The 23420-nt window shown below is 71.8% G+C and carries 21 protein-coding genes and 1 tRNA gene; 8 read left to right on the top strand and 14 right to left on the bottom strand.

What is annotated here, in order from left to right; all coding sequences use genetic code 11:
- Positions 1–178 precede the first annotated feature (178 nt).
- Positions 179–928: a response regulator transcription factor gene (locus ABII15_RS16400; protein ID WP_111665963.1), complete on the top strand. Its 750-nt coding sequence runs from the start codon at positions 179–181 to the stop codon at positions 926–928.
- A gap of 221 nt (positions 929–1149) precedes the next feature.
- On the opposite strand, the gene ABII15_RS16395 is transcribed toward ABII15_RS16400, so the two are convergent.
- Positions 1150–1647: a MarR family transcriptional regulator gene (locus ABII15_RS16395; RefSeq protein WP_353943066.1), complete on the bottom strand. Its 498-nt coding sequence runs from the start codon at positions 1645–1647 to the stop codon at positions 1150–1152.
- Positions 1648–1735: 88 nt separating this feature from the next.
- Between ABII15_RS16395 and ABII15_RS16390 the strand changes: the two genes are divergently transcribed.
- Positions 1736–2551 (top strand): trans-aconitate 2-methyltransferase, encoded by an 816-nt coding sequence (locus ABII15_RS16390; protein ID WP_353943065.1) that lies wholly within the window; start codon positions 1736–1738, stop codon positions 2549–2551.
- A complete protein-coding gene (locus ABII15_RS16385; RefSeq protein ID WP_353943064.1) occupies positions 2548–2934 on the top strand; it encodes a VOC family protein in 387 nt (128 codons plus the stop codon). The genes ABII15_RS16390 and ABII15_RS16385 overlap by 4 nt, the downstream gene beginning before the upstream one ends.
- Here ABII15_RS16385 and ABII15_RS16380 read toward each other — a convergent pair.
- From ABII15_RS16380 to ABII15_RS16365, 4 genes are all read right to left on the bottom strand, one after another.
- The gene (locus ABII15_RS16380; RefSeq protein ID WP_353943063.1) at positions 2856–3818 is read right to left on the bottom strand and encodes a formylglycine-generating enzyme family protein; all 963 of its coding nucleotides are present in this window, start codon (positions 3816–3818) and stop codon (positions 2856–2858) included. The two genes, ABII15_RS16385 and ABII15_RS16380, sit on opposite strands and share 79 nt — an antisense overlap.
- Before the next feature lie 41 nt (positions 3819–3859).
- A complete protein-coding gene (locus ABII15_RS16375; protein ID WP_353943062.1) occupies positions 3860–5260 on the bottom strand; it encodes a sulfatase in 1401 nt (466 codons plus the stop codon).
- A 167-nt stretch (positions 5261–5427) separates the two neighbouring features.
- Positions 5428–6111 carry a TetR/AcrR family transcriptional regulator gene (locus ABII15_RS16370; protein WP_353943061.1) on the bottom strand — a complete coding sequence of 228 codons (684 nt, stop codon included), beginning with the start codon at positions 6109–6111 and terminating at the stop codon, positions 5428–5430.
- 12 nt (positions 6112–6123) lie between these two features.
- Positions 6124–7122 (bottom strand): fatty acid desaturase, encoded by a 999-nt coding sequence (locus ABII15_RS16365; RefSeq protein ID WP_353943060.1) that lies wholly within the window; start codon positions 7120–7122, stop codon positions 6124–6126.
- 359 nt (positions 7123–7481) lie between these two features.
- On the opposite strand from ABII15_RS16365, the gene ppc reads away from it, so the two are divergent.
- Positions 7482–10220, top strand: a complete 2739-nt coding sequence (gene ppc / locus ABII15_RS16360) for a phosphoenolpyruvate carboxylase (protein ID WP_353943059.1) — start codon at positions 7482–7484, stop codon at positions 10218–10220.
- Between the two features lies 1 nt (position 10221).
- Here the strand turns inward: ppc and ABII15_RS16355 are convergent, their stop codons facing one another.
- The 7 genes from ABII15_RS16355 to ABII15_RS16325 form a co-directional block, all read right to left on the bottom strand.
- On the bottom strand, positions 10222–10686 hold the full coding sequence (locus tag ABII15_RS16355) for a hypothetical protein (RefSeq protein ID WP_353943058.1): 465 nt from the start codon (positions 10684–10686) through the stop codon (positions 10222–10224).
- A gap of 50 nt (positions 10687–10736) precedes the next feature.
- Positions 10737–11330, bottom strand: coding sequence for an aminoacyl-tRNA hydrolase (gene pth, locus ABII15_RS16350; protein ID WP_353943057.1), 594 nt, complete (start codon positions 11328–11330; stop codon positions 10737–10739).
- Positions 11331–11429: 99 nt separating this feature from the next.
- The gene (locus ABII15_RS16345) at positions 11430–12023 is read right to left on the bottom strand and encodes a 50S ribosomal protein L25/general stress protein Ctc (protein ID WP_353943056.1); all 594 of its coding nucleotides are present in this window, start codon (positions 12021–12023) and stop codon (positions 11430–11432) included.
- Positions 12024–12211: 188 nt separating this feature from the next.
- Positions 12212–13189, bottom strand: coding sequence for a ribose-phosphate diphosphokinase (locus ABII15_RS16340; protein WP_353943055.1), 978 nt, complete (start codon positions 13187–13189; stop codon positions 12212–12214).
- Between the two features lie 120 nt (positions 13190–13309).
- Positions 13310–14767: a bifunctional UDP-N-acetylglucosamine diphosphorylase/glucosamine-1-phosphate N-acetyltransferase GlmU gene (gene glmU / locus ABII15_RS16335; protein WP_353943054.1), complete on the bottom strand. Its 1458-nt coding sequence runs from the start codon at positions 14765–14767 to the stop codon at positions 13310–13312.
- A gap of 120 nt (positions 14768–14887) precedes the next feature.
- Positions 14888–14959: transfer RNA gene (locus tag ABII15_RS16330), tRNA-Gln, on the bottom strand.
- Between the two features lie 27 nt (positions 14960–14986).
- Complete coding sequence (locus ABII15_RS16325) at positions 14987–15844, bottom strand: hypothetical protein (protein WP_353943053.1); 858 nt, start codon at positions 15842–15844, stop codon at positions 14987–14989.
- A gap of 165 nt (positions 15845–16009) precedes the next feature.
- Between ABII15_RS16325 and ABII15_RS16320 the strand changes: the two genes are divergently transcribed.
- The gene (locus ABII15_RS16320) at positions 16010–17347 is read left to right on the top strand and encodes a histidine kinase (RefSeq protein ID WP_353943052.1); all 1338 of its coding nucleotides are present in this window, start codon (positions 16010–16012) and stop codon (positions 17345–17347) included.
- Between the two features lie 114 nt (positions 17348–17461).
- On the opposite strand, the gene ABII15_RS16315 is transcribed toward ABII15_RS16320, so the two are convergent.
- Complete coding sequence (locus tag ABII15_RS16315; protein ID WP_353943051.1) at positions 17462–17968, bottom strand: SUKH-3 domain-containing protein; 507 nt, start codon at positions 17966–17968, stop codon at positions 17462–17464.
- A complete protein-coding gene (locus ABII15_RS16310) occupies positions 17968–18516 on the bottom strand; it encodes a YwqJ-related putative deaminase (protein WP_353943050.1) in 549 nt (182 codons plus the stop codon). The genes ABII15_RS16315 and ABII15_RS16310 overlap by 1 nt, the downstream gene beginning before the upstream one ends.
- Positions 18517–18769: 253 nt before the next feature.
- On the opposite strand from ABII15_RS16310, the gene ABII15_RS16305 reads away from it, so the two are divergent.
- From ABII15_RS16305 to ABII15_RS16295, 3 genes are all read left to right on the top strand, one after another.
- Positions 18770–19768 carry an HNH endonuclease gene (locus ABII15_RS16305; RefSeq protein WP_353943049.1) on the top strand — a complete coding sequence of 333 codons (999 nt, stop codon included), beginning with the start codon at positions 18770–18772 and terminating at the stop codon, positions 19766–19768.
- A 7-nt stretch (positions 19769–19775) separates the two neighbouring features.
- The gene (locus ABII15_RS16300) at positions 19776–22148 is read left to right on the top strand and encodes an SUKH-4 family immunity protein (RefSeq protein ID WP_353943048.1); all 2373 of its coding nucleotides are present in this window, start codon (positions 19776–19778) and stop codon (positions 22146–22148) included.
- A gap of 80 nt (positions 22149–22228) precedes the next feature.
- The gene (locus tag ABII15_RS16295) at positions 22229–23293 is read left to right on the top strand and encodes an LCP family protein (RefSeq protein WP_353943047.1); all 1065 of its coding nucleotides are present in this window, start codon (positions 22229–22231) and stop codon (positions 23291–23293) included.
- Positions 23294–23420 lie beyond the last annotated feature (127 nt).

Genomic DNA, 23420 nt, shown 5'->3' with positions numbered 1-23420 from the left:
CCTAGTCTGATGGACAGCACCGGTGGGGGCCGGTGTTGATCAGGGGGCGAGACAGCCGGGTACGACGCCCGGAGTGGGGGTAGCGGTCTCAGCGCGGCGGCGGCCGTGCGGCTGCGGTGACCTGAAGCTCCGGGCGCCGTACCTGCGTTGGTCATTCTCCCGACCAGTGGGGGTATCAGTGGTACGAATTCGGGTTCTGGTCGTCGACGACCATCGCATCTTCGCCGAGTCCCTCGCCGCGGCGCTCGCCGCCGAGCCGGACGTCGACGTGTCGGCCGCGGGCAGCGGCCCCGCCGCCCTGCGCTCCTTGGAGCGGGCGGCCGCCGAGGGGCGCAGATTCGATGTGCTGCTCGTCGACGCCGACCTGGGCGCGGCGTCCTTGCAGGGCATGCGCCCGCCGACCGTGGTGCCCGAGGGCGGTGCGCAGGACGGGCTCGTGGACGGCATCTCCCTTGTCGCCGGGGTCCGTTCGGGGCAGCCCGCGGTGCGGACGGTGGTGCTCGCCGAGCGGGACGATCCGCGCCGGGCCGCGCTCGCGCTGCAGGCCGGTGCCTCGGGGTGGGTCGCCAAGGACTGCTCCCTGTCGCGGCTGCTCAATGTCATACGGGGTGTGCTGCGCGACGAGACGCATCTGCCTCCGGCGCTGTTGACCGGGGTGTTGCGGGAGCTGACCGCGGCCCGTAAGCACCGCACCGAGTCGGAGCGGCTGGTGGAGTCGCTCACGCCCCGGGAGCGGGAGGTTCTGCGGTGCATGGTCGCCGGGCTCGGCCGCAAGGCCGTCGCCGAGCGGCTGTTCCTGTCGCCGCACACCGTCCGGACGCATATGCAGAATGTGCTGGGGAAGCTGGGGGTGCACTCGACGCTCGCCGCGGTGGCGCTCGCGCGCAGGGCCGGGGTCGGGCCTGTGGACCTGGAGGCCGCCAGCTGAGTCACCGGGTGGCGCGTCGCCCGCGGGTGCCGGTCCGTCGTGGCCGGCCGCGCAGTTCCCCGCGCCCCTGGGTTGTTCTTCGTGTGCGGCTCGGTGGCCGCTTCTCGCGCAGTTCCCCGCGCCCCTGAGGCATGCGCTGACGCGCAGCCTCCCCTTGAGCCGCGCCTCGTCGGGGCGCGGGGAACTGCGCGACCAGCCCCCGCCGGCCGTCAGCCGGGCGACTACCCCGGGATGTTGTCGAACGGGGCCGTCAGCTGGCGGAGCAGGGAGGCCAGTTCGGCCCGGTCGCCTCGGGAGAGCTCGGCCAGGATGGCGCGCTCCTGAGCGAGAAGCCCCGCCAGGGCCTGATCGGCCCGGTCCTGCCCCTCGGCGGTGAGCCGGACCAGTACACCCCGACGGTCACTGGGATCGGGCAGCCGCTCGACGAGCCCCTTCTTCGTGAGCCGGTCGATGCGATTGGTCATCGTGCCCGACGTGACCAGCGTCTGCGTGAGCAACTGCCCGGGCGAGAGCTGATACGGCGCCCCGGCCCGCCGCAGCGAGGTCAGCACGTCGAACTCCCACGGCTCCAGCTGATGCTCGGCGAACGCCAGCCGGCGGGCCCGGTCGAGATGGCGCGCAAGCCTGCTGACCCGACTGAGCACCTCCAGGGGCTCCACGTCGAGGTCGGGGCGCTCCCGGCGCCACGCTGCGACCAGACGGTCGACCTCGTCCTCCATGACGATCAGTGTAGGGGGTGTGTCGACATGAAGTCTCTTGATGTCGAGTGTCTTGACATCGAGATATCAGGAGAGCGAGCCTTGTCGCATGACGACGAGCTCACCCACCTGGGACCCGCAGCAGTACCTCCGCCACGCGGACCACCGCGGCCGCCCCTTCGCGGACCTCATCGCGCGGATCCCGGAGCCGCCCCGCACCCCGCCCCGCATCGCCGACCTGGGCTGCGGTCCCGGCCATGTCACCACCCTGCTCGCCGACCGCTGGCCCGACGCGCACATCACGGGCTTCGACAACTCCCCGGACATGCTCGCCCGCGCCGAGGAGCACGCCGGACCCACGGCGGGCGGCGGCCGCATCGAATTCGCACACGCCGACGCCGCGCACTGGGCGCCCACGGACACGTACGACCTGATCGCCTCGAACGCGACCCTGCAATGGGTCCCCGGCCACGTCGACGCCTTCCCGCGCTGGCTCGGCGCGCTCGCCCCCGGCGGCACCCTCGCCTTCCAGGTGCCCGGCAACTTCGACGCCCCCAGCCACGCCCTGATGCGGGAGCTCGCCGGATCCGCGCCCTGGAAGGACCGGCTCGACGGAGTGCTGCGGCACGGCGACGCGGTGCTCGACCCCGCCGCGTACCTGGAGCGGCTCGCCGGGCTCGGCTGCGCCGTGGACGCCTGGGAGACCACGTATCTGCACCTGCTGGAGGGCGAGGACCCGGTCCTGGACTGGGTGAAGGGGACCGGGCTGCGGCCCGTCCTCACCGCGCTCGCCGACGACCCCGAGGCGCGGGACGCGTTCGTCGCGGCGTACCGGGACCTGCTGCGGGAGGCCTACCCGGCGACCTCGTACGGCACCGTGCTGCCGTTCCGCCGGATCTTCGTGGTGGCGGTGAAGAGCGCGTGATCGTCGCCCTCGACCATGTGCAGCTCGCCGCGCCCGAGGGCAGCGAGGCGCGGCTGCGGTCCTTCTACGTCGATGTCCTCGGGATGACCGAGATCCCCAAGCCGCCGGTGCTCGCCGCCCGCGGGGGATGCTGGTTCGCCGCCGGGGGCGTCCAGCTCCACCTGGGGATCGAGCGCGATTTCCGCCCGGCCCGCAAGGCGCACCCGGGGCTGCGGGTGGACGCCATCGAGGCGTACGCCCGCCGGCTGACGGACGCCGGCGCCGAGGTGGTCTGGGACGACAACCTCCCCGGTCACCTGCGCTTCTACGCCACCGATCCGGTCGGCAACCGGCTGGAGTTCCTGGAGCCGTCCCCGGACGCCGCCACCCGGAAGCCCGTGTGACCCGTGGAGGCGTCCGGGGTGTTGGACGTCCGCGCCGAGCAGCGGTAGCGGTTGCAGTACGAGGCGTGGCACAGGTGCGAGCCGCCGCGCAGGGCCCGCGCGGGGGAGCCGGGTGAGAAGCGGTCGGCGGTCCACTCCCAGACGTTGCCGACGGCGTGGTGCAGCCCGAAGCCGTTGGGGGCGAGGGAGCGCACGGGGGCGGTGCCGACGGGGGCCGTCGGAGCGTCCGGGAACGTCCCGCGGAAGATCACCGCGCGGTCCGGGGCGGGCGGTTCGTCGCCCCAGGGGTGGCGGGCCTGGTCGAGGCCGCCGCGGGCGGCGTACTCCCACTCGGCCTCGGTGGGCAGCCGAGTGCCGGACCAGGCGCAGTACGCCCGCGCGTCGTGCCAGGAGACGTGGGTGACGGGGTGGTCGAGGCGGTCGTCCGAGCGGGATCCGGGGCCCTCCGGCTCGCGGTGCCAGGCGCCCGGCACCGCGAGCCACCAGTCGGCGCCGGGCACGGACTCGGCCCGCTCCCGGGCCTCGGCGGTGACGCAGCCGCGGAAGACGAAGGAGTAGCCGAAGCGTTCGGCCTCGGTGCGGTAGCCGGTGGCGTCGGCGAAGGCGCGGAACTCGGCGTGGCTGACGGCCGTGGCGGAGATCCGGAACGGCTCCACGGACACCTCGCGCACCGGCCCCTCGCCGTCGTCGGGGAACGCGTCGGCGTCCCGCGTGCCCATCCGGAAGACGCCGCCGGGGAGGGACAGCAGCGGCGCGAACGCACCGCCCGGCCGCTCCCCGGAGGCGTGGCCGCCGTGCTGCTCCCCGGCGTCGCGGACGGGCGGCGACAGGAGGGTCGGGCCCGGCGTGGCGGAGCGGTCGGGGGCGCAGCAGCGGCGGCTCATCAGGGGTTCCTCCCGGTGGCGAGGGGGTGGCGGGGGCGTCGTCAGGCGGTGCGGTCCGCCGCCAGGGCGGCCGCGAGACCCGGGATCCCGAGGGCCCGCTCGTCCGCGGGCGTGGCCTGGTAGAGGCTGTTGCTCAGCTGGTAGGGGTCCGCCTGAAGGTCGTAGTACTCGCGGAAGCCCACCTGTCCGGTGCCGGTCACCGTGCCGGAGGCGTCGGTGTGCAGGTCGTAGTACTCGGTGTACTGGCGGTCCTTGGAGACGTACGACGACCAGGTCTTCTGGCCGGCCCCCGTGCCCTGCTTCCACCACTCGATGAGCAGGTGGTCGCGGGAGTAGCCGCTGAGCAGGGAGCGGCCGTCGTGCGGGGTGTCCGGGCTGATGCCGGCCGCGTCGAGGACGGTCGGGGCGATGTCGATGTTCGCGACGATGCGGTTGTCGGTGGTGCCGCCGCCGAGCCCGCCGCCGGGCCAGGAGAGGTAGAACGGCACCTCGTGGGCGGGGCGGTAGGGGACGCCCTTGCCGGTCAGGCCGTGGTCGGCCCAGTTGAAGCCGTTGTCGCCGATGTAGATGACGAGGGTGTTGTCCAGCTGTCCGAGCGCCGCGAGCTTGTCGTGGAACGCCTGTACCGCGTCGTCCACCGAGCGCAGGGTGCGCAGCTGCTCGGCGCGCACCCGGCGGCCGTCGGCCAGGGTCTGGGTGGCGTTGCGGACGTACGGCGGCTTGTCGCTGCGGTCGTCCTCGGGGACGGAGGGGCGGCCGTCCCAGGCGGGCACGTCGGTCCCGGCGTACTTGGCCTCCGGGGTGCGGGGGCCGTGCGAGGCGTAGGGGGTGACGTAGGCGAACCAGGGGCGGTCGTCGGTGCGGGCCTTCTCCAGGAAGGCGAGGGTGCGGTTCCTGACCACGGTGGTGGTGTAGCCGTCGATCGTCTGCACGGTCCCGTTCACGTTGAACGTGCCGTCCACGTACGAGGGTCTGAGCAGGGCGAAGTCCTCGAAGTGCGGCGGGTTGTCGGCGACGTTCCAGGAGTTGAGGTACTTGCCGAACAGGCCCGTGCGGTAGCCGGCCTCCTTCAGGTACCGCTGGAGGGTGGTGTGCTGGTCGAGGGCGTGCGAGGCGCCGTTGTTGCGGACGCCGTGGTTGTGGGCGAAGCGGCCGGAGAAGACCGAGGACCGCGACGGGGCGCACAGCGGGGTCGTGACGTGCCCGTTGGTGAAGCGCACGCCCTGGCCGGCCAGCCAGGAGACGGTTTTCGGGGTGGCCCACTCGGTCTGCTTGGGCTGGTCGTCGGTGACGATCAGCAGGATGTTGGGCCGGGCGGCGGCGCGGGCGGGGGAGGCGGCGAGCGCGGGCAGGGTGGCGCCGGCGGCGACGGCTGCCGCGGTGCCGAGGATGCCGCGGCGGGTGGGGCCCGATGTGCTGCCGGACGTGCTAGACGTGCTCATGACAATCTAACCCTCTCGTCTGCGTACGGGACGGCGATGGCGGTGCTGTCGGTACGAGAACGCTATGTGCGGGTCCACCGGGGGTCCATGCACGGAGCACGAAGGGTTTGTTGCCGGTTCATTGCCGTTTCGTCGTGGCCGGTCGCGCGGTTCCCCGCGCCCGGGCTCTAGGCCTTCCGGTGCCCTATCAGGCGGGGCTTCGGCTCCAGGCCGTCCAGGCCGTGCCAGGCCAGATTGACCAGGTGGGCGGCGACCTCGGCCTTCTTCGGCTTGCGGGCGTCCAGCCACCACTGGCCGGTCAGCGCCACCATGCCGACCAGCGCCTGCGCGTACATCGGCGCCAGCTTCGGATCGAAGCCCCGGGCCTTGAACTCCCGGCCCAGGATGTCCTCCACCTGCGTGGCGATGTCCGAGATGAGGGAGGCGAAGGAACCGGTGGACTGCGGGATGGGGGAGTCACGGACCAGGATGCGGAAACCGTCCGTGTACTCCTCGATGTAGTCGAGGAGCGCGAACGCCGCCTGCTCGCACAGCTCGCGCGGATGCCCGGCCGTCAGCGACCCGGTCACCATGTCGAGGAGCTGGCGCATCTCCCGGTCCACGACGACCGCGTACAGGCCCTCCTTGCCGCCGAAGTGCTCGTACACCACCGGCTTGGAGACCCCGGCCTTCGCCGCGATCTCCTCCACCGAGGTGCCCTCGAACCCCTTCGCGGCGAAGACGGTGCGGCCGATCTCCAGCAACTGCTGCCGGCGCTCCGCCCCCGTCATCCGCGTACGGCGCGCGCGCCGTGGCTTCTCGGGCCTGTCAGTGCTCGGGGTGCTTGAGTCGGTCGCCACGTCACCCATCATGCCGTGCCGGGGTCACGCGGCGTCGGCGGCATCAGCCTTGCGGCGCGACGCGATGCGGTCCTTCGACGGCCAGCGCACGTCGTACGCCCAGCCCGCCCGCTCGAACCAGCGGATCAGCCGCGCCGAGGAGTCGACCTGGCCGCGCATCACGCCGTGCCGCGCCGAGGTGGGGTCCGCGTGGTGCAGGTTGTGCCAGGACTCGCCGCAGGACAGCACGGCCAGCCACCACACGTTCCCGGAGCGGTCGCGGGACTTGAAGGGGCGCTTGCCGACCGCGTGACAGATCGAGTTGATCGACCAGGTCACGTGGTGCAGCAGCGCGACCCGCACCAGCGAGCCCCAGAAGAACGCCGTGAACGCGCCCCACCAGGACATCGTCACCAGACCGCCGATCAGCGCGGGCAGGAACAGCGAGACGAGCGTCCACATGACGAACTGACGCGAGATCGCCCGGATCGCCGGATCCTTGATCAGGTCCGGCGCGTACTTCTCCTGCGACGTCTGCTCCTCGTCGAACATCCAGCCGATGTGCGCCCACCACAGGCCCTTCATCAGCGCCGGGACCGTCTCCCCGAACCGCCACGGCGAGTGCGGGTCGCCCTCCGCGTCGGAGAACCTGTGGTGCTTGCGATGGTCGGCGACCCAGCGGACCAGCGGGCCCTCCACCGCGAGCGACCCCATGACCGCCAGCGCGATCCGCAGCGGACGCTTCGCCTTGAAGGAACCATGCGTGAAGTAGCGGTGGAAACCGATCGTGATGCCGTGGCAGCCGATGTAGTAGAAGAGCACCAGCAGGCCGATGTCCAGCCAGCTGACACCCCAGCCCCAGGTCAGCGGCACCGCCGCGACCAGGGCCAGGAACGGCACGATGATGAACAGGAGCAGCGTGATCTGCTCCAGCGAGCGCTTCTGCTCACCGCCCAGCGTCGCCGACGGCAGCGCGGCGGCGGCATCGGCGGACGGCTGACTCTGACGGGGGGCGTCGTCGATCACATCGGGGCTTGTGGCCATGGGGGCGTCCCTGTATGTCGAGGGGTGAGATGAATCGTCGAGGGGTGAGATAAATCAAGGATTGAGGAGGGCCTGGACGGGTCAGGAGATCCTCCGGGATCCCACGGGGTCCGCGGGAGCCACCGAGACCACCGACAGCGCGTCACCGTCATTCCTACGGTTCCGTAACCTACGGCGTCGTAAGTATGGCAGCGCGCTGACAGGCGGCAAGAGGCCCCGGCCCGCGCCAAGAGCACGGGCACATATCCTGGGGAACGGTCGGACAGCGCGGTCCGCTTCGAATCTCCACCCCGGACTAGTACCCGGTTCAGGGGATCCTTCCCTCCAGACGTGCTTCACCACTGCAAGGAGCCGCACCTGTGAGCAGTGCCGACGATCAGACGACTGCGACGAGCACCAGTGCCGAGCTGCGCGCCGACATCCGCCGCCTCGGAGATCTGCTGGGCGAGACGCTCGTCCGCCAGGAGGGGCCCGAGCTCCTCGATCTCGTCGAAAAGGTCCGCCGCCTGACGCGAGAGGACGGCGAGGCCGCCGCCGAGCTGCTGCGCGGGACCGAACTGGAGACCGCGGCCAAGCTGGTCCGCGCCTTCTCCACGTACTTCCACCTGGCCAACGTAACGGAGCAGGTGCACCGCGGCCGTGAGCTGCGCGCCAAGCGCGCCGTGGAGGGCGGACTCCTCGCCCGCACCGCGGACCGCCTCAAGGACGCCGACCCGGACCACCTGCGCGCCACCGTGCAGAACCTGAACGTCCGCCCGGTCTTCACCGCGCACCCCACCGAGGCCGCCCGGCGCAGCGTCCTCAACAAGCTCCGCCGCATCGCCGAGCTCCTGGAGACGCCGGTCCTGGAGACCGACCGCCGCCGCTACGACACCCGCCTCGCCGAGAACATCGACCTGGTGTGGCAGACCGACGAACTGCGCGTGGTGCGCCCCGAGGTCACCGACGAGTCGCGCAACGCGATCTACTACCTCGACGAGCTGCACGCCGGCGCCGTCGGCGACGTCCTCGAAGACCTCACCGCCGAGCTGGAGCGCGTCGGCTTCAAGCTCCCCGAGGACAGCCGCCCGCTCACCTTCGGCACCTGGATCGGCGGCGACCGCGACGGCAACCCCAACGTCACCCCCGCGGTGACCTGGGACGTCCTGATCCTCCAGCACGAGCACGGCATCAACGACGCGCTCGACATGATCGACGAGCTGCGCGGCTTCCTCTCCAACTCCATCCGCTACACGGGCGCGACCGAGGAGCTGCTCACCTCCCTCCAGGCCGACCTGGAGCGGCTGCCGGAGATCAGCCCCCGCTACAAGCGGCTCAACGCCGAGGAGCCCTACCGGCTCAAGGCCACCGCGATCCGGCAGAAGCTGGAGAACACCAAGGACCGGCTGGCGAAGAACACCCCGCACGTCGACGGCCGCGACTACCTCGGCACCGCCGAGCTGCTGCACGACCTCACCCTCATCCAGACCTCGCTGCGCGAGCACCGCGGCGGCCTCTTCGCCGAGGGCCGGATGAACCGCACGATCCGCACGCTCGCCGCGTTCGGCCTCCAGCTCGCCACGATGGACGTCCGCGAGCACGCCGACGCCCACCACCACGCGCTCGGCCAGCTCTTCGACCGGCTCGGCGAGGAGTCCTGGCGCTACGCGGACATGCCCCGCGACTACCGCGGCAAGCTGCTCGCCAAGGAACTGCGCTCCCGGCGTCCGCTCGCGCCGACCCCGGCGCCGCTCGACGCGGCCGGAGAGAAGACCCTCGGCGTCTTCCACACGGTCAAGAAGGCCCTCGACGTCTTCGGCCCCGAGGTCATCGAGTCGTACATCATCTCGATGTGCCAGGGCGCCGACGACGTCTTCGCCGCCGCCGTCCTCGCCCGCGAGGCCGGTCTCATCGACCTGCACGCCGGCTGGACGAAGATCGGCATCGTGCCGCTCCTGGAGACCACGGTCGAGCTCAAGTCCGCCGACACGATCCTGGAGGACATGCTCTCCGACCCGTCCTACCGGCGCCTCGTCGCGCTCAACGGGGACGTGCAGGAGGTCATGCTCGGCTACTCCGACTCCTCCAAGTTCGGCGGCATCACCACCTCGCAGTGGGAGATCCACCGCGCCCAGCGCCGCCTGCGCGACGTCGCCCACCGCTACGGCGTGCGCCTGCGCCTCTTCCACGGCCGCGGCGGCACCGTCGGCCGCGGCGGCGGCCCCTCGCACGACGCGATCCTCGCCCAGCCCTGGGGCACCCTGGAGGGCGCCATCAAGGTCACCGAGCAGGGCGAGGTCATCTCCGACAAGTACCTCGTGCCGTCGCTGGCCCGCGAGAACCTCGAACTGACCGTCGCCGCCACCCTCCAGGCCTCCGCGCTGCACACCGCGCCGCGCCAGTCCGACGAGGCCCTGGCCCGCTGGGACGCCGCCATGGACGTGGTCAGCGACGCGGCCCACGCCGCCTACCGCGGGCTCGTCGAGGACCCCGACCTGCCGACGTACTTCGTCGCCTCCACGCCGGTCGACCAGCTCGCCGACCTGCACCTGGGCTCGCGGCCGTCCCGCCGCCCCGGCTCGGGCGTCTCGCTCGACGGCCTGCGCGCCATCCCGTGGGTGTTCGGCTGGACCCAGTCGCGGCAGATCGTGCCCGGCTGGTTCGGTGTCGGCTCCGGCCTCAAGGCGCTGCGCGAGGCGGGCCTCGACAGCATGCTCGACGAGATGCACGAGCAGTGGCACTTCTTCCGCAACTTCATCTCCAACGTCGAGATGACGCTCGCGAAGACCGACCTGCGCATCGCCCGCCACTACGTCGACACGCTCGTCCCGGACAACCTCAAGCACGTCTTCGACGTCATCGAGGCCGAGCACGCGCTCACCGTCGCCGAGGTCCTGCGGATCACCGGAGGCGCCGAACTCCTCGACACCCAGCCGGTCCTGAAGCAGACGTTCTCCATCCGCGACGCCTACCTCGACCCGATCTCCTACCTCCAGGTCGCCCTGCTCAAGCGGCAGCGCGACGCCGCCGAGGCGGGCGAGGAGCCGGACCCGACGCTGGCCCGCGCCCTGCTCCTCACCGTCAACGGAGTCGCGGCCGGCCTGCGCAACACCGGCTGACCTAGAGACTCAGGGTGGCCCAGGCCGCCGACAGCAGAACCGCCCCGGCGCCTCCCGTGATCCACGCGAGGCGCCGGTGGCGCATCCCGCCCGCGATCACCACCGACGCCAGCAGCAGCGCCCCGCCCAGCGGGATCCACGCCTTGAAGAACCCGGCCGGACCGACCCGCACGGCCTGCGCCGTGTCCGGCTTGATCACCACGGGCAGCCGGGCGCCCTTCTTCTCGCCGACCGAGCGGTCCATCGTCACCTTCGGGGTGCGCACCGGCCCCTCGGCGGACGGCTCGAACGCCCCGCCGCACGTCCCGCCGTCACACCGGTCCAGCAGCACGTGACCGTGCTCCCGACCCGTCTGGAAGATCACGTGCTGAGCCGTCCCCCAGGACGCCCAGAACCCCGCGACCAGCAGAAGCAGGGCAAGAGCCGCCGACACGACCTGCCGCGAGACCGACACCGCTGAAGCCATGGCCGGGATCCTTGGCCATGAACCCGTCAACGGTCAACTGTCGTACACGATCAACTGTTGTACGAGGACTGGGCGCGCTCCAGCCCTTCCGTGACCAGCGCCTCGACCGCGTCGGCCGCCCGGTCCACGAAGTAGTCCAGCTCCTTGCGCTCCGCCGACGAGAAGTCCTTCAGCACGAAGTCCGCGACCTGCATGCGGCCCGGCGGCCGCCCGATCCCGAACCGCACCCGGTGATAGCCGGGGCCCATCGCCTTGGTCATCGACTTCAGCCCGTTGTGCCCGTTGTCGCCGCCGCCCAGCTTCAGCCGCAGCACCCCGTAGTCGATGTCCAGCTCGTCGTGGACGGCCACGATGCGGTCCGTCGGCACCTTGTAGAAGTCGCGCAGCGCCGTCACCGGCCCGCCCGAGACGTTCATGTACGACATCGGCTTGGCGAGGATCACCCGGCGGTTGGCGGGCCCGGGCGGGCCGATCCGCCCCTCCACGACCTGCGCCTGCCCCTTGGTCGCCCGCTTGAACTTGGCGCCCATCCGCCGGGCCAGCAGATCGGCCACCATGAAACCGACGTTGTGCCGGTTCATCGCGTACTCGGGACCGGGGTTGCCCAGCCCGGCGATGAGCCAGGGAGCGTTCTCGTCGGACATGAGCCTTCTTTCGGGATCAGGGGAGCGGGGGAAGAGAGCCGAACGGGGTGGTGGGCTCGGCCCACCACCCCGTACAGAGCGTCGAAAAAACTAGACGGCTCAGGCCTCCGCGGCGGCCTCGTCGCCCTCGGCACCCTCGGCCGGGGCCTCCTCGGCCTGCGCGGCCAGGACCTGGAGGACGACGGCGTCCTCGTCGACGGCCAGCGTGGTGCCCTTGGGCAGCTCGACGTCCTTGGCGATCACCGAGTCACCGGCGTCCAGGCCGGCCACGGAGATGGTGACCGACTCGGGGATGTGCGTGGCCTCGGTCTCGACGGCCAGCGTGTTCAGGACGTGCTCCAGCAGGTTCGCACCCGGGGCCAGCTCGCCCTCGACGACGATGGGGAGCTCGACGGTGACCTTCTCGCCGCGCTTCACGAGGAGCAGGTCGACGTGCTCCAGGAAGCCCTTCAGCGGGTCACGCTGCACGGCCTTCGGGATCGCCAGCTCGTTCTTGCCGTCGATGTCCAGGGACAGCAGGACGTTCGGGGTGCGCAGGGCGAGCAGCAGCTCGTGGCCCGGCAGCGTGATGTGGACCGGGTCGGCACCGTGGCCGTAGACCACACCGGGAACCTTGTTCTCACGGCGGATGCGGCGGGCGGCACCCTTGCCGAACTCGGAACGGGTCTCAGCGGCGAGCTTGACCTCGGACATGTGCTCTCAACTCCTCGTAGATCTCTCGGGGGAAAGGTCACCCGGCCACGAACGGCCTGCTACGAAGAGCGCGTCGATAACGGACCGCCGCATCCTCTGAGAACAGAAGAGCGGCCTCCCTCGCCGAGCAACTTCAACAGATTACCCGGAGAGGAAGGCCGCACCCAAATGGATCTTCTACGGCGTGATCAGGCTTCGCCCTCGAAGAGGCTGGTGACCGAGCCGTCCTCGAAGACCTCGCGCACCGCGGAGGCGATCGTCGGAGCGATCGACAGGACCGTGATCTTGTCGAGCTCCAGCTCGTTCGGCGTCGGCAGCGTGTTCGTGAAGACGAACTCGCTCACCTTCGAGTTCTTCAGACGGTCCGCCGCCGGACCCGACAGCACACCGTGCGTCGCCGTCACGATGACGTCCTCGGCGCCGTGCGCGAACAGGGCGTCCGCGGCGGCGCAGATCGTGCCACCGGTGTCGATCATGTCGTCCACCAGGACGCAGACCCGGCCCTTCACGTCACCGACGACCTCGTGCACGGTCACCTGGTTCGCGACGTCCTTGTCACGGCGCTTGTGGACGATCGCCAGCGGCGCGCCCAGACGGTCGCACCAGCGGTCGGCGACGCGCACGCGGCCGGCGTCCGGCGAGACCACCGTCAGCTTGTCGCGGTCGACCTTCGCACCCACGTAGTCCGCCAGGATCGGCAGCGCGAACAGGTGGTCCACCGGGCCGTCGAAGAAGCCCTGGATCTGGTCCGTGTGCAGGTCGATCGTCAGGATCCGGTCGGCACCCGCCGTCTTCAGCAGGTCCGCGATCAGACGCGCCGAGATCGGTTCACGTCCGCGGTGCTTCTTGTCCTGCCGCGCGTAACCGTAGAACGGCACGATGACGGTGATGGAGCGGGCCGACGCGCGCTTCAGCGCGTCGATCATGATGAGCTGCTCCATGATCCACTTGTTGATCGGAGCCGTGTGGCTCTGGATCAGGAAGCAGTCGGCGCCACGAGCGGACTCCTGGTAGCGGACGTAGATCTCACCGTTGGCGAAGTCGAAAGCCTTGGTCGGAACGATCCCGACACCGAGCTGGTGCGCGACCTCCTCGGCAAGCTCGGGGTGGGCGCGGCCGGAGAAGAGCATCAGCTTCTTCTCGCCGGTCGTCTTGATCCCGGTCACAGCACTAGTCTCCTCAGACGAGTTCGTCCGCCGCAGCTGCCCGCGCGTCCCTATAGCAGCGAGCCAGGCGAATCGTGTGCACCTATCACGGTACGCCGTGTCGGACGCACCTGTTTCCGGTCAGCCCTCGCTGCCGGGCTCCCGAGCAGCGGCTTCGGCCGCCTTCGCGGCCGCGCTCCCGGGACGCTTACGGGCCACCCAACCCTCGATATTCCTTTGCTGGCCCCGGGCCACGGCCAGCGAACCGGCCGGTACGTCCTTCGTGATCACCGAGCCCGCGGCGGTGTACGCACCGTCCCCGACCGTGACAGGCGCCACAAACATGTTGTCCGATCCGGTCTTGCAGTGCGACCCCACCGTCGTGTGGTGCTTGCTCTCGCCGTCGTAGTTCACGAAGACGCTGGCGGCACCGATGTTGGTGAAGTCACCGATCGTCGCGTCACCCACGTAGGACAGGTGCGGGACCTTCGTGCCGTCGCCGATCGTCGCGTTCTTGGTCTCGACGTACGTACCGATCTTGGACTTGAGGCCGAGGCGTGTGCCGGGGCGCAGGTACGCGAACGGGCCGACCGACGCCTGCGCGCCGATCTCCGAGTCGTACGCCACCGTGTTGTCGACCCGGGCGCCCGCGCCCACCACCGTGTTCGTCAGCCGGGTGTTCGGGCCGACGACCGCGCCCTCGGCGAGGTGCGTCGTGCCGTGCAGCTGCGTGCCGGGCAGGACCGTGGCGTCCCGCTCGAAGGTGACCTGGACGTCGACGAAGGTGCTCGCGGGGTCGACGACCGTGACGCCGTCGAGCATCGCGCGCTCCAGCAGCCGGTCGTTCAGGATGCGGCCGGCCTCGGACAGCTGGACGCGGTTGTTGATCCCGGCGATCTCACGGTGGTCGCGGGCGACCGACGCCCCGACCCGGTGACCGGCCTCGCGCAGGATGCCGAGGACGTCGGTCAGGTACTCCTCGCCCTGGCTGTTGTCCGTACGGACCTTCTTCAGGGCGTCCGCCAGGAGACGGCCGTCGAAGGCGAAGACGCCCGAGTTGATCTCGCTGATCGCGCGCTGCGCCTCGGTGGCGTCCTTGTGCTCGACGATCGCGGTCACCGCGCCGGTGCCCTCCTCGCGCACGATGCGGCCGTAGCCGGTCGCGTCGGGGACCTCGGCGGTCAGCACCGTCACGGCGTTGCCGTCCGCGGCGTGGGTGGCGGCCAGGTCGGTCAGGGTGCCGCCGGTGAGCAGCGGCGTGTCGCCGCAGACCACGATCACGGTGCCGTCGAGGGAGCCGGCCGGGTCGATGTCCTCCAGGCCGGTGCGGACGGCGTGGCCCGTGCCGTTCTGCTCGAGCTGCACCGCGGTGCGGGCGTCGGCGTCGATCGTGTTCAGGTGCGCGGTGACCTTCTCGCGCTCGTGCCCGACGACCACGACGAGCCGCTCCGGGCTCAACTCCCGTGCGGCGGCCAGTACGTGGCCGACGAGCGAGCGGCCACAGAGCTCGTGGAGGACTTTGGGGGTGGCCGATTTCATGCGGGTGCCCTCACCCGCGGCGAGAACGACTACGGCGGCCGGGTTCGAGGCGCTGCTCACGGGGGTGCCCTTCGGCTCTGGATGCGATGTGGGGTGGACATTCGCAGGATACCGGGGGGTTTGAGCGTGGAAATAAGGGCGGGTCCCGACCGATGCGGTCAGGACCCGAACCGAGCAGCGCTCCCCCGCCAGGACTCGAACCCGGACAGATGGCACCAAAAGCCACAGTGCTGCCAATTACACCACAGGGGATTATTTCGACCGAGATCGGACATTACGTCAGTTCCTCGGCCGGGCTCCCAACACTATGCCGCACCAAGAGCCTTCGATGCGACGGTACAGGTCGGCTCCTTGTCGCACCCGGATGGTGAGGCATCCCCGATAGGTGTCCCCTACGTTCTTGCGGACGGTCGCGGGGTTGTTCTTCTTGAGCACCGATTTACCGAAACGGTGAGGGGGGACGCCGGCGATGTCGGCCCAGTAGCGTTCGGCGGCGTCCACGTCGGCGGTCTCGTGGATCATGACCCGGCAGCGCAGCCGGTCGCGGTCGACTTTCAGGAGGTCGAGCCAGGCGACGTATAGCGTGATCACGTCGGGGTCGCTGTTCACGAACTCGACGATCTCGCGGCGCACGTGAGGCTTGTCCTTGGTGCCCTCGGCCCAGTACAGGCCGACTCCCAGGAGGAACAGTTCGCGGTCCGAGAGTTCGCCGACGGCGGCTGCGGCGGTGCGCTTGGTCGCCTGCCGCTCGCGGTCCTGGGCCGCCCGCAGCTCGGCGAGGCCCGCGTTCATGGCCGCTCGCTGCTCCTCCGGTGTCCGCTCGGGGACCGGGTGCGGCAGATCCCGTACCCAGAGCGACACCGAACTCTTCGAGCAGCCCAGCTCGGCCTGGATCCGGCGGTACGTCCAGCCCTGGCGGCGGAGCTCCCGTGCGCGCTCTTTGAGGTCGTCCTTGGCTCTCGGGCGCTTCGTCCACTCCGGAGCGGGCTCGCCCCGCAGGAGCCGACTGAGTAGTTCCTTGTTGCGAACACCGAGTTCGTCGCGGATCTGACGGACGCTGAGCCCCCGGCGCCGCAGCTCCACCGCCCGGCCGCGCAGTTCCTCGATGTCCCCGTACTTGCCTGTGGCATACGTCATACCGAGAGACTCGGACGGAAGGCGGTGTTCTGGACTGAAACGCATGGGGGCCAGCAGTTCGAGTGATACCGGGCGGTTTCGCTTCTGTTCGGGACCGGGACGTGGTGTAGGCCAGTCCACAAAACTCACCGGAAAACCCTTGTGCGGCGCCCGTAGGGTGGAGGTATGACCACGACGGGGGAAGTTCACCGAGCCGCGGCCGGGGGGCCGTGGTGGTGGGAGCGGCGGCGCAGTGCGCTGTTCGACGGGGGACTGGGGGTGCTGTCGGCCGCGGAGTGCGCGGTCGAGGGAGTGTCGTTCGCGCACAAGGCCGGGCTGCCGGCCGCGGTCGGCGTCGTCTTCGGTGTGCTCGCCGGGGCGACCCTGGTGCTGCGCCGGCAGTGGCCGATCGCGGTGGTCCTGGTGTCGGTGGCGATCACACCGGCCGAGATGGGCGTCCTGATGACCGTCGTCGCCCTCTACTCCCTGGCGGCGTCCGAGATGCCCCGGCGGATCATCGGCGCGCTGGCATCGATGTCGTTCGCGGGGACGCTGATCGTGACGGTCGTGCGGGCGCAGCAGGACGCGGCGCGCGGTGTCGACGCGTTCCAGGTGGGCACCTGGCTGGTGCCCTTCATCGCGATCACCACGGCGCTGGGCGTGACGGCTCCGCCGCTGCTGCTCGGCATGTACGTGGGTGCGCGCCGGCGCCTGATGGAGAGCCTCCAGGAGCGCAACGAGTCGTTGGAGCGCGAGCTGTCGCTGCTGGCCGAGCGGGCCGAGGAGCGGGCCGAGTGGGCGCGGGGCGAGGAGCGGACCCGTATCGCGCGGGAGATGCACGATGTCGTCGCGCACCGGGTGTCGCTGATGGTGGTGCACGCGGCGGCGCTCCAGGCGGTGGCCCGCAAGGACCCGGAGAAGGCGGTGAAGAACGCCGCGCTCGTGGGGGACATGGGCCGCCAGGCGCTGACCGAGCTGCGGGAGATGCTCGGGGTGCTGCGTTCCGGGGAGGCCGTGCCGCAGCGGGTGCCGGAGGTGCCGCTCCAGGCCGTCGGGGTCGCCGCGGCGGCTGCCGCGTCGCGGGCCGAGGCCGAGGCGGAGGGTGACGGCGGGCCCAGTCTGGCCGAGCTGGAGGAGCTGCTGGGGCAGTCGCGGGCGGCCGGGATGGTGGTCGAGATGTCGGTCGAGGGGGACGTGGTGGTGTACGCGGCCGTGGTGGAGCAGACCGCCTACCGGGTGGTGCAGGAGGCGCTGACCAATGTGCACAAGCACGCGGCGGGCGCGAAGACGTATGTGCGGCTGGCGCACCGGGGGGCCGAGGTGGCGATGCAGGTGGAGAACGAGCCGCCGCCGGTGCCGGCGGCGGCGTCCGTGGGGTTGCCCTCCGGGGGGAACGGGCTGGTGGGGATGAAGGAGCGGGTTGCCGGGCTGGGTGGGGTCTTTGTGTCCGGGCCCACTGATGCCGGGGGGTTTCGGGTGTCGGCCGTGTTGCCCGCGCAGGGGGTTGGGCGGCTGGCCGGGTAGTCGGTCGTCCGCGGCCCGGTGGGGCTTCGCGCGCAGTTCCCCGCGCCCCTGAGATGCGCACTGCGTGCGGCATCTCATCAGCGGCCACCGGCCGTCGGGCGGGGACGAGAGGTCTTATGCCGCCTGGAGGCGGGGTGGCTGCATGCCGGTGATCAGGGTTTCCAGGGCCTGGTCGATGGTGGGGCCGAGGTACCAGTCGCCGCTGTGGTCGAGGGCGTAGACCCGGCCCTCGGTGTCGATGGCGAGCAGCGCCTCGGTGCCCGATTCGGCGCCGAGCGGGCAGACCTCGGTGTCGAGGGCGCGGCCGAGGTCGCCGAGGGTGCGGGCCATGTGCAGGCCGTGCAGCGGGTCGAGGTGCGGCTGGGACGGGGCTATGTGCCGGCCGGGTCCGGTCGGGGTGAGGTGCAGGCCGCCGAACTCGGCCCAGGCCTCGACCGCGGCTGGGAAGACGGCGTGCCGGTGACCGGCCGGGGAGACGTGGGTGCGCAGGGCGTCGGCCCAGAACTCGGCCTGCTTGATGTCCCAGCGGCCGGGCTGCCAGCCGGCGGCGCGCAGGGCCGCGTCGGCGTGGGTGGTGAAGCGGCCGGGTGAAGTGCCGTTCGCGGTGGGGGAGTCGGGCATCAGCGGGCGGCCTCGTCGGAGTCGTCGGTCGGGTCCACGACGCGGACGCCGAAGTGGGCGGTCAGCGCGGCGCAGGCGCGGCAGGGGCGGGCGAAACCGCCGTGCAGCGGGTCGCCGTCCTCGCGGATCCGGCGGGTGGTGAGCTTGGCGTGCTTGAGGGCCTTGCGGGCCTCGCTCATCGTCATCGGTCTGCGCCGGGCCCGCTTCGACTTCTCCGTGCGTTCGGTGTCGGTCGAGGCGAGGTGCCGGGAGATGAGGATGGCCTCGGCGCAGCGGCCGGTGAAGCGGTCGCGCTGGGCGGAGGTGAGGGTGTCGAGGAAGTCCTGGACCAACGGGTGCAGCGCGGGCGCCTGTTCACCGCGGGCCGCCGTGGAGGTGAGGGTGGTGCCGCGCACGGACAGGGCCGCGGCGACCGTCGGCAGGATGCCGTCGCGACGGCCGCGCAGGGCCGGGGCGGGAGCGGCGTCGGTGCTGCTCCAGCCCACGCGTGGATCGGCACCCGTCCCGGTGTCGGTGGGTGTGGCGGACTGAGCCGTGCCGCTGTTCATGTGGTGCTTCCCCTCTGCTTCCCGCCTGCGGTCTCCCGCTGCAATCCCCCGGGTTGCCTGGACAGAGTGCCAAATGGGGCGGGCGGTGCGGTAGTCGGTCCCCCGCGACACGCCCGATCGTCACGGGGTGGTGACAGAGGGGTGACTGCTGGTCATGGAACTGGAGGCCCGATGACCGGTGTCGTACAACCGCATAGGCTGTCATGACGGCTAACCATCAACATCGTCCACAGCGCCGCAGGGGGCAACCGCCATGACGACAGGTCGGCTCGGGCAGCAGGCCGCGCCGCCGAACGCGGCCTATGCCGGGCAGGTAGTGCACTTCCCGGACCCGGTCCGTGCCGCCCGGCATCCGAGAGGAGTGCGGGTGGACCGTGACGGCTACCCGGACTTCTCCGCGTACGCGCGCGCGGCGGCCGAGATCGCCGAGCCGCCGCAGGGGTTCGGAGTCGACGAACTGCGGCTCACGGACTACGTGTCGGCGAACGCCGTGCAGGCGGCGGCGGGGCACGAACTGTGGGACACCATCCCGCCGGTGGCGACGCCGCACGGCTGGACGTGGCACCACGTGCGCGGTTCGCGTCGCCTGGAGTTGGTGCCGGTGGAGGTGAAGGCGCTGCTGCGTCATCACGGCGGTCTGGCGACGGCCGCCGTCGACCAGCACAAGCGGGGGACGCGTTCCTTGCAGGACACCCGGCCCGCGCACTTCGGGCTGCCGAAGTCGGCGGTGGCGGTGACCGAGCAGCAGGTGCTCGCCGCCGAGGAGGACCTGGGCTGCCGGCTGCCGGGCGCGTACCGCTCGTTCCTGAAGGCGGGCGGCGGGTGCGCGCCCGTGGGGGCCGCGCTGGACGCCGAGTTGGGGCTGCTGATCGACCAGCCGTTCTTCACGGTGCGCGACGAGGCGGCCGTCAACGACCTGGTGTACGTCAACAAGTGTCTGCGTGATCACCTGACGAAGGACTACCTGGGCGTGGCCTTCGTGCAGGGCGGGATCCTCGCCGTGAAGGTGAAGGGCGAGGCGATCGGGTCGGTGTGGTTCTGCGCGTACGACGACGCGCGCGACGGCGGTGAGACGGCGCACTGGTCGGTGGCCGAGCGGGTGGAGCGGTTGCTGCTGCCCTGCGGCGACGACTTCGACGCCTTCCTGTCCCGGCTGGCGGGCAATCCGCCGGAGCTGGAGACGGTGGCGAACCTGATGGTGGACGGCGGTTTCGCGCACGCCGTCCCGGCCGACGCGCCGGACGAGGGGTGAGGGTCCGATGGTGACGTTCGCACAGGCGCAGGAGCGCGCCGAGGAGTGGATCAACGGCGATGTGCCCGCGTACCAGCACCGGGAGGTGCGGGTGCGGGAGTTCGAGCTGGGGTTCGTGGTGTGGGCCGAGGACCGCGAGGGCGGCGCTGTCTCCGACGGCGGCCGCCAGCGGCTCGTGATCGCCCGGGACTCCGCGGAGGCGACGCTGTGGCCCGCGCTGCCCGTGGGTGAGGTGATCCGGCGGTACGAGGAGGAGTACGGGCTGCCGGAGGCCCTGGCGGAGCCCGCGGCGCCGCGGCCGCCGGAGCGGGTGGACCTCAATCAGACGTCGTTCCTGCTGTCGCCGCCGGAGTGGTTGCAGGAGGCGGCGGACAAGCTGGGGATCGCCGGGGGCGGTGCGTCCGCGCCGGCCGGTGACGCCGAGCCGCAGGACGCCGTACCGCAGGACGCGGTACCGGCCACCGCGTCCGCCCCGCCGCCGCCCCCGCCGCCCGCGCCGGTGCCCGCCGACGCGACGCCGTGGGCCGGTACGGACACCAATGGCGTGGGGGACGAGGAGGACCGCCTCGTCCCGCTGCCCGACACGGTGTTCTCGCCGCCGCTGACCGAGGACGCGAAGCCCGCCGAGGTGCCGGGCGGCGTGCCGCTGCCGCCTCCGCCGCCCCCGCCGTCCGCGCCGGGTCCGGCCGGTGCCGCGCTGCCGCCGCCGGTGCCGGGGACCGCCGTGCCGATCACGCCGCCGCCCGGTGCCGTGCCCGCGTACGGGTATCCGCAGGGCTCCGCGCCCGCTGCGGGCCGGGACGCCGCCGGGCGCCCGCTCGCGCCCGACGCGGGGGACATCGCGAACGCGGCGACCAGCAAGGCGCAGCCGCCGCGCGGCGCCGGTGCGCCGCCCCCGCCGCCGCCCGGCAGCCCGGGGCTGCCCGGTGCCGGTTACGTGCCGACGCAGATGGTGCCCGCGCCCGGCCCCGCCGGACAGCCGGAGCCCCCGGCCGCGCCGCAGCCTCCGCCGCCCGGTGCGGGCGTGCACCACGCGGCGACGATGCTGTCCGGCCCGCCGGTCGCGGGCCCCGGCGCGCCCGGCACCCCGCCGCCGCCCGGCCCGCCCGGCGCTCCCGGTACCCCGCCCCCGCCCGGTCCGCCCGGCCCTCCGCCGCCCCCGGCGCCGGGCGGCGACGCGGTGCACCACGCGGCGACGATGCTCTCGGGCCCCGGCCCGCAGGCGTCCGTCGGCATGCAGCCTCCGCCGCCCGTCGGTATGCAGCCTCCGCCGCCGGTCGGAATGCAGCCCCCGCCGCCCGGTGCGATGCCGCCGCCCGTGCCCGGGCAGCAGATCCCGGGCGGGCCGCCGCCCGCGTACGGGTATCCGCAGACGCTCCCCGGGCCCGCGGGTCCTCCGGCCGGTCCGCCGACCGTGGGCCCCGGCTACCAGGCGGTGCTGCGCTACCGCGCGCCCGACGGCTCCGAGCAGCAGCTCATCCGGCGCTCGGCGCCCGGTGTGCCGCACCCGGAGTGGCAGATCTTCCACGAGCTGCGCGGCATGAACATCCCGCCGGACCAGGTGCTGGAGCTGCACACGGAGCTGGAGTCGTGCGCGCTGCCCGGCGCCTACTGCTCCCGCATGATCCAGGAGCAGTGGCCGCAGGCGCGGATCACGTCGATCGCGCCGTACGGCACCGATCACGCCTCGCGCCAGCAGGGCATGTCGCAACTGCTGGCGCACCAGGGCGAGTTGCACCAGGTCGCCGACGGTCCGGCGCGTCCGGCGCCGGTCCGGGCGCCGCTGCCGCCCGCGCAGCCCGCGCCGCCGATTCCGCCGGAGGGCATCGCGCAGGAGCTGGCGGCGGCCTTCGGGCCCGGGGTGTTCCGCTTCGACCAGCGGGCGGTGTCGCGCCAGGGCGTGCCGGACGTCGTCGCGCACACCCTCGTCGTCGCGGGGCTGCCCGCCGACTTCGGGCCGTTCTTCTGGGCGCAGGCCCAGCCGGGCCGCCCGGTACCGACGCTGGCCGAGCTGGCCCAGGAGCGCGGGGTGCAGCCGGGGCAGGACGCGGGCTCGTACCTGGTGATGGGCTCCGACTTCGGCAAGGCGCTGTGCGTGCAGTACGGGACGGCGCACATCGTGGCCGTGCCCGTCGAGGCGGGTGCCGGCGGGGCGCCCGTGCCGCCGCAGTTCGTGAACAGCGGGCTGCCGGAGTTCGCCCGGTCGCTGGCGCTGCTCGGCCGGATGTGGCGGCTGCGCTACGGGCTCAACCCCGAGCAGGCGGGCCGCTGGACCGTCGACTTCCAGGCCCAGCTGAACGCGCTGGACCCGGCGGCGCTCGGCTCGCCCGAGACCTGGTGGTCGGTGCTCCTGGAGCAGATGTGGGACGGCCTGCTGTAGCGGGTCCGCGCGCCGTGGGGCGATGCACCGTAAGGGTGTGTCGCCCTGCGGCTTTTCTGGTGCTGTGTCAGGTTCGTACCATGACGACGCCGCCAGACCCGCCGGAGCACCCGCTGCCGCCCGCGAGCAGCACCACGGTGTACCGGGCGTCGGGCAGGCGCACCCGCGGGAAGAACGGGAAGAAGCGCCGGAGCCCGCTCCGGCGGATCCTGCTGGCGCTGCTCCTGGTGCTGGTGGTGGTCGTCGCGTACGCGGTCGGCGTCGGGATCTGGGCGGTCGGGCAGGTCCAGCGGACGGACGCGCTGAGCGACTACAGCGGCCGTCCGGCCGCGGGCAAGGGCACGAACTGGCTGCTCGTCGGCTCCGACACCCGCAAGAACCTCACCAAGGAGCAGCAGCAGGAGCTGCACGTCGGCTCCGACTCGGGCGACGAGACGGACACCATCATCGTGCTGCACTACGGCGCGAGCGGCCCGTATCTGGTGTCGATCCCGCGCGACAGCTACGTGAGCATCCCCGGCCACGGCAAGAACAAGATCAACGCCTCGTACGCGCTCGGCGGTCCCGCGCTGCTGTCGCGTACGGTCGAGCAGGCGACGGGGCTGCGCCTCGACCACTACGCCGAGGTGAACTTCGCCGGGTTCGTGGACGTCGTGGACGCGCTGGGCGGTGTCGAGGTCTGTGTGCCGAAGGACCTCAGCGACTCGTACTCGGGTGCCGACTTCAAGGCCGGCTGCCAGACGATGAACGGCACCCAGGCCCTGGCCTACGCCCGTGACCGGCACAGCTACGCCAACGGCGACCTGGGGCGCGTGCAGGCGCAGCAGCAGCTGATCGCGGCGATCGCGGACAAGGCGCTGAGCCCCGGCACGCTGCTGGCCCCGTGGAAGCTGCTGCCGTTCCTGAGCGCCTCGCTGGACGCGCTCACCGTCGACCGGGGCGCGGGGCTGCTGAACCTCGGCAAGCTGGGCCTGGAAATGGATGACATCTCACACGGCGACGGCTCCACGACGACCGTGCCGATCGCGGCCGAGCCCTCTGTCCCCGGGGTCGGGGACGTCGTCGAGTGGAACGCGTCCGAGGCCGCCGAACTCTTCTCCGCGCTCCGCGCCGACACGACGATTCCGACTTTCGGCAGCAATTGACGCATCCTTGACCGAGTGGGTCATGCGGTGTGTCACGTGTGTCGCGTTATGAGCGCTTCCGTTTGATCCATAAGGATGTGCGCCAATCACGCAGAACGTCGTGCGTCGGTCGGTCGCAGTGTCGGTG

It is taken from the genome of Streptomyces sp. HUAS MG91, assembly GCF_040529335.1.
Taxonomy (GTDB): Bacteria; Actinomycetota; Actinomycetes; order Streptomycetales; family Streptomycetaceae; genus Streptomyces; species Streptomyces tabacisoli.
The sequence above is the reverse complement of the archived record's forward strand: the minus strand, read 5'-3'. Positions and strand labels throughout refer to the sequence as shown.

What these genes read in the sequence shown, in the direction of transcription:
- ABII15_RS16395 (WP_353943066.1), bottom strand. Translation starts at nt 1,647, where the DNA reads ATGGAGGACGAGGTCGACCGTCTGGTCGCAGCGTGGCGCCGGGAGCGC.
- ABII15_RS16390 (WP_353943065.1), top strand. Translation starts at nt 1,736, where the DNA reads ATGACGACGAGCTCACCCACCTGGGACCCGCAGCAGTACCTCCGCCAC.
- ABII15_RS16380 (WP_353943063.1), bottom strand. Translation starts at nt 3,818, where the DNA reads ATGAGCCGCCGCTGCTGCGCCCCCGACCGCTCCGCCACGCCGGGCCCG.
- ABII15_RS16375 (WP_353943062.1), bottom strand. Translation starts at nt 5,260, where the DNA reads ATGAGCACGTCTAGCACGTCCGGCAGCACATCGGGCCCCACCCGCCGC.
- ABII15_RS16370 (WP_353943061.1), bottom strand. Translation starts at nt 6,111, where the DNA reads ATGATGGGTGACGTGGCGACCGACTCAAGCACCCCGAGCACTGACAGG.
- ABII15_RS16365 (WP_353943060.1), bottom strand. Translation starts at nt 7,122, where the DNA reads ATGGCCACAAGCCCCGATGTGATCGACGACGCCCCCCGTCAGAGTCAG.
- ABII15_RS16355 (WP_353943058.1), bottom strand. Translation starts at nt 10,686, where the DNA reads ATGGCTTCAGCGGTGTCGGTCTCGCGGCAGGTCGTGTCGGCGGCTCTT.
- pth (WP_353943057.1), bottom strand. Translation starts at nt 11,330, where the DNA reads ATGTCCGACGAGAACGCTCCCTGGCTCATCGCCGGGCTGGGCAACCCC.
- ABII15_RS16345 (WP_353943056.1), bottom strand. Translation starts at nt 12,023, where the DNA reads ATGTCCGAGGTCAAGCTCGCCGCTGAGACCCGTTCCGAGTTCGGCAAG.
- ABII15_RS16325 (WP_353943053.1), bottom strand. Translation starts at nt 15,844, where the DNA reads ATGACGTATGCCACAGGCAAGTACGGGGACATCGAGGAACTGCGCGGC.
- ABII15_RS16320 (WP_353943052.1), top strand. Translation starts at nt 16,010, where the DNA reads ATGACCACGACGGGGGAAGTTCACCGAGCCGCGGCCGGGGGGCCGTGG.
- ABII15_RS16315 (WP_353943051.1), bottom strand. Translation starts at nt 17,968, where the DNA reads ATGCCCGACTCCCCCACCGCGAACGGCACTTCACCCGGCCGCTTCACC.
- ABII15_RS16310 (WP_353943050.1), bottom strand. Translation starts at nt 18,516, where the DNA reads ATGAACAGCGGCACGGCTCAGTCCGCCACACCCACCGACACCGGGACG.
- ABII15_RS16305 (WP_353943049.1), top strand. Translation starts at nt 18,770, where the DNA reads ATGACGACAGGTCGGCTCGGGCAGCAGGCCGCGCCGCCGAACGCGGCC.
- ABII15_RS16300 (WP_353943048.1), top strand. Translation starts at nt 19,776, where the DNA reads ATGGTGACGTTCGCACAGGCGCAGGAGCGCGCCGAGGAGTGGATCAAC.
- ABII15_RS16295 (WP_353943047.1), top strand. Translation starts at nt 22,229, where the DNA reads ATGACGACGCCGCCAGACCCGCCGGAGCACCCGCTGCCGCCCGCGAGC.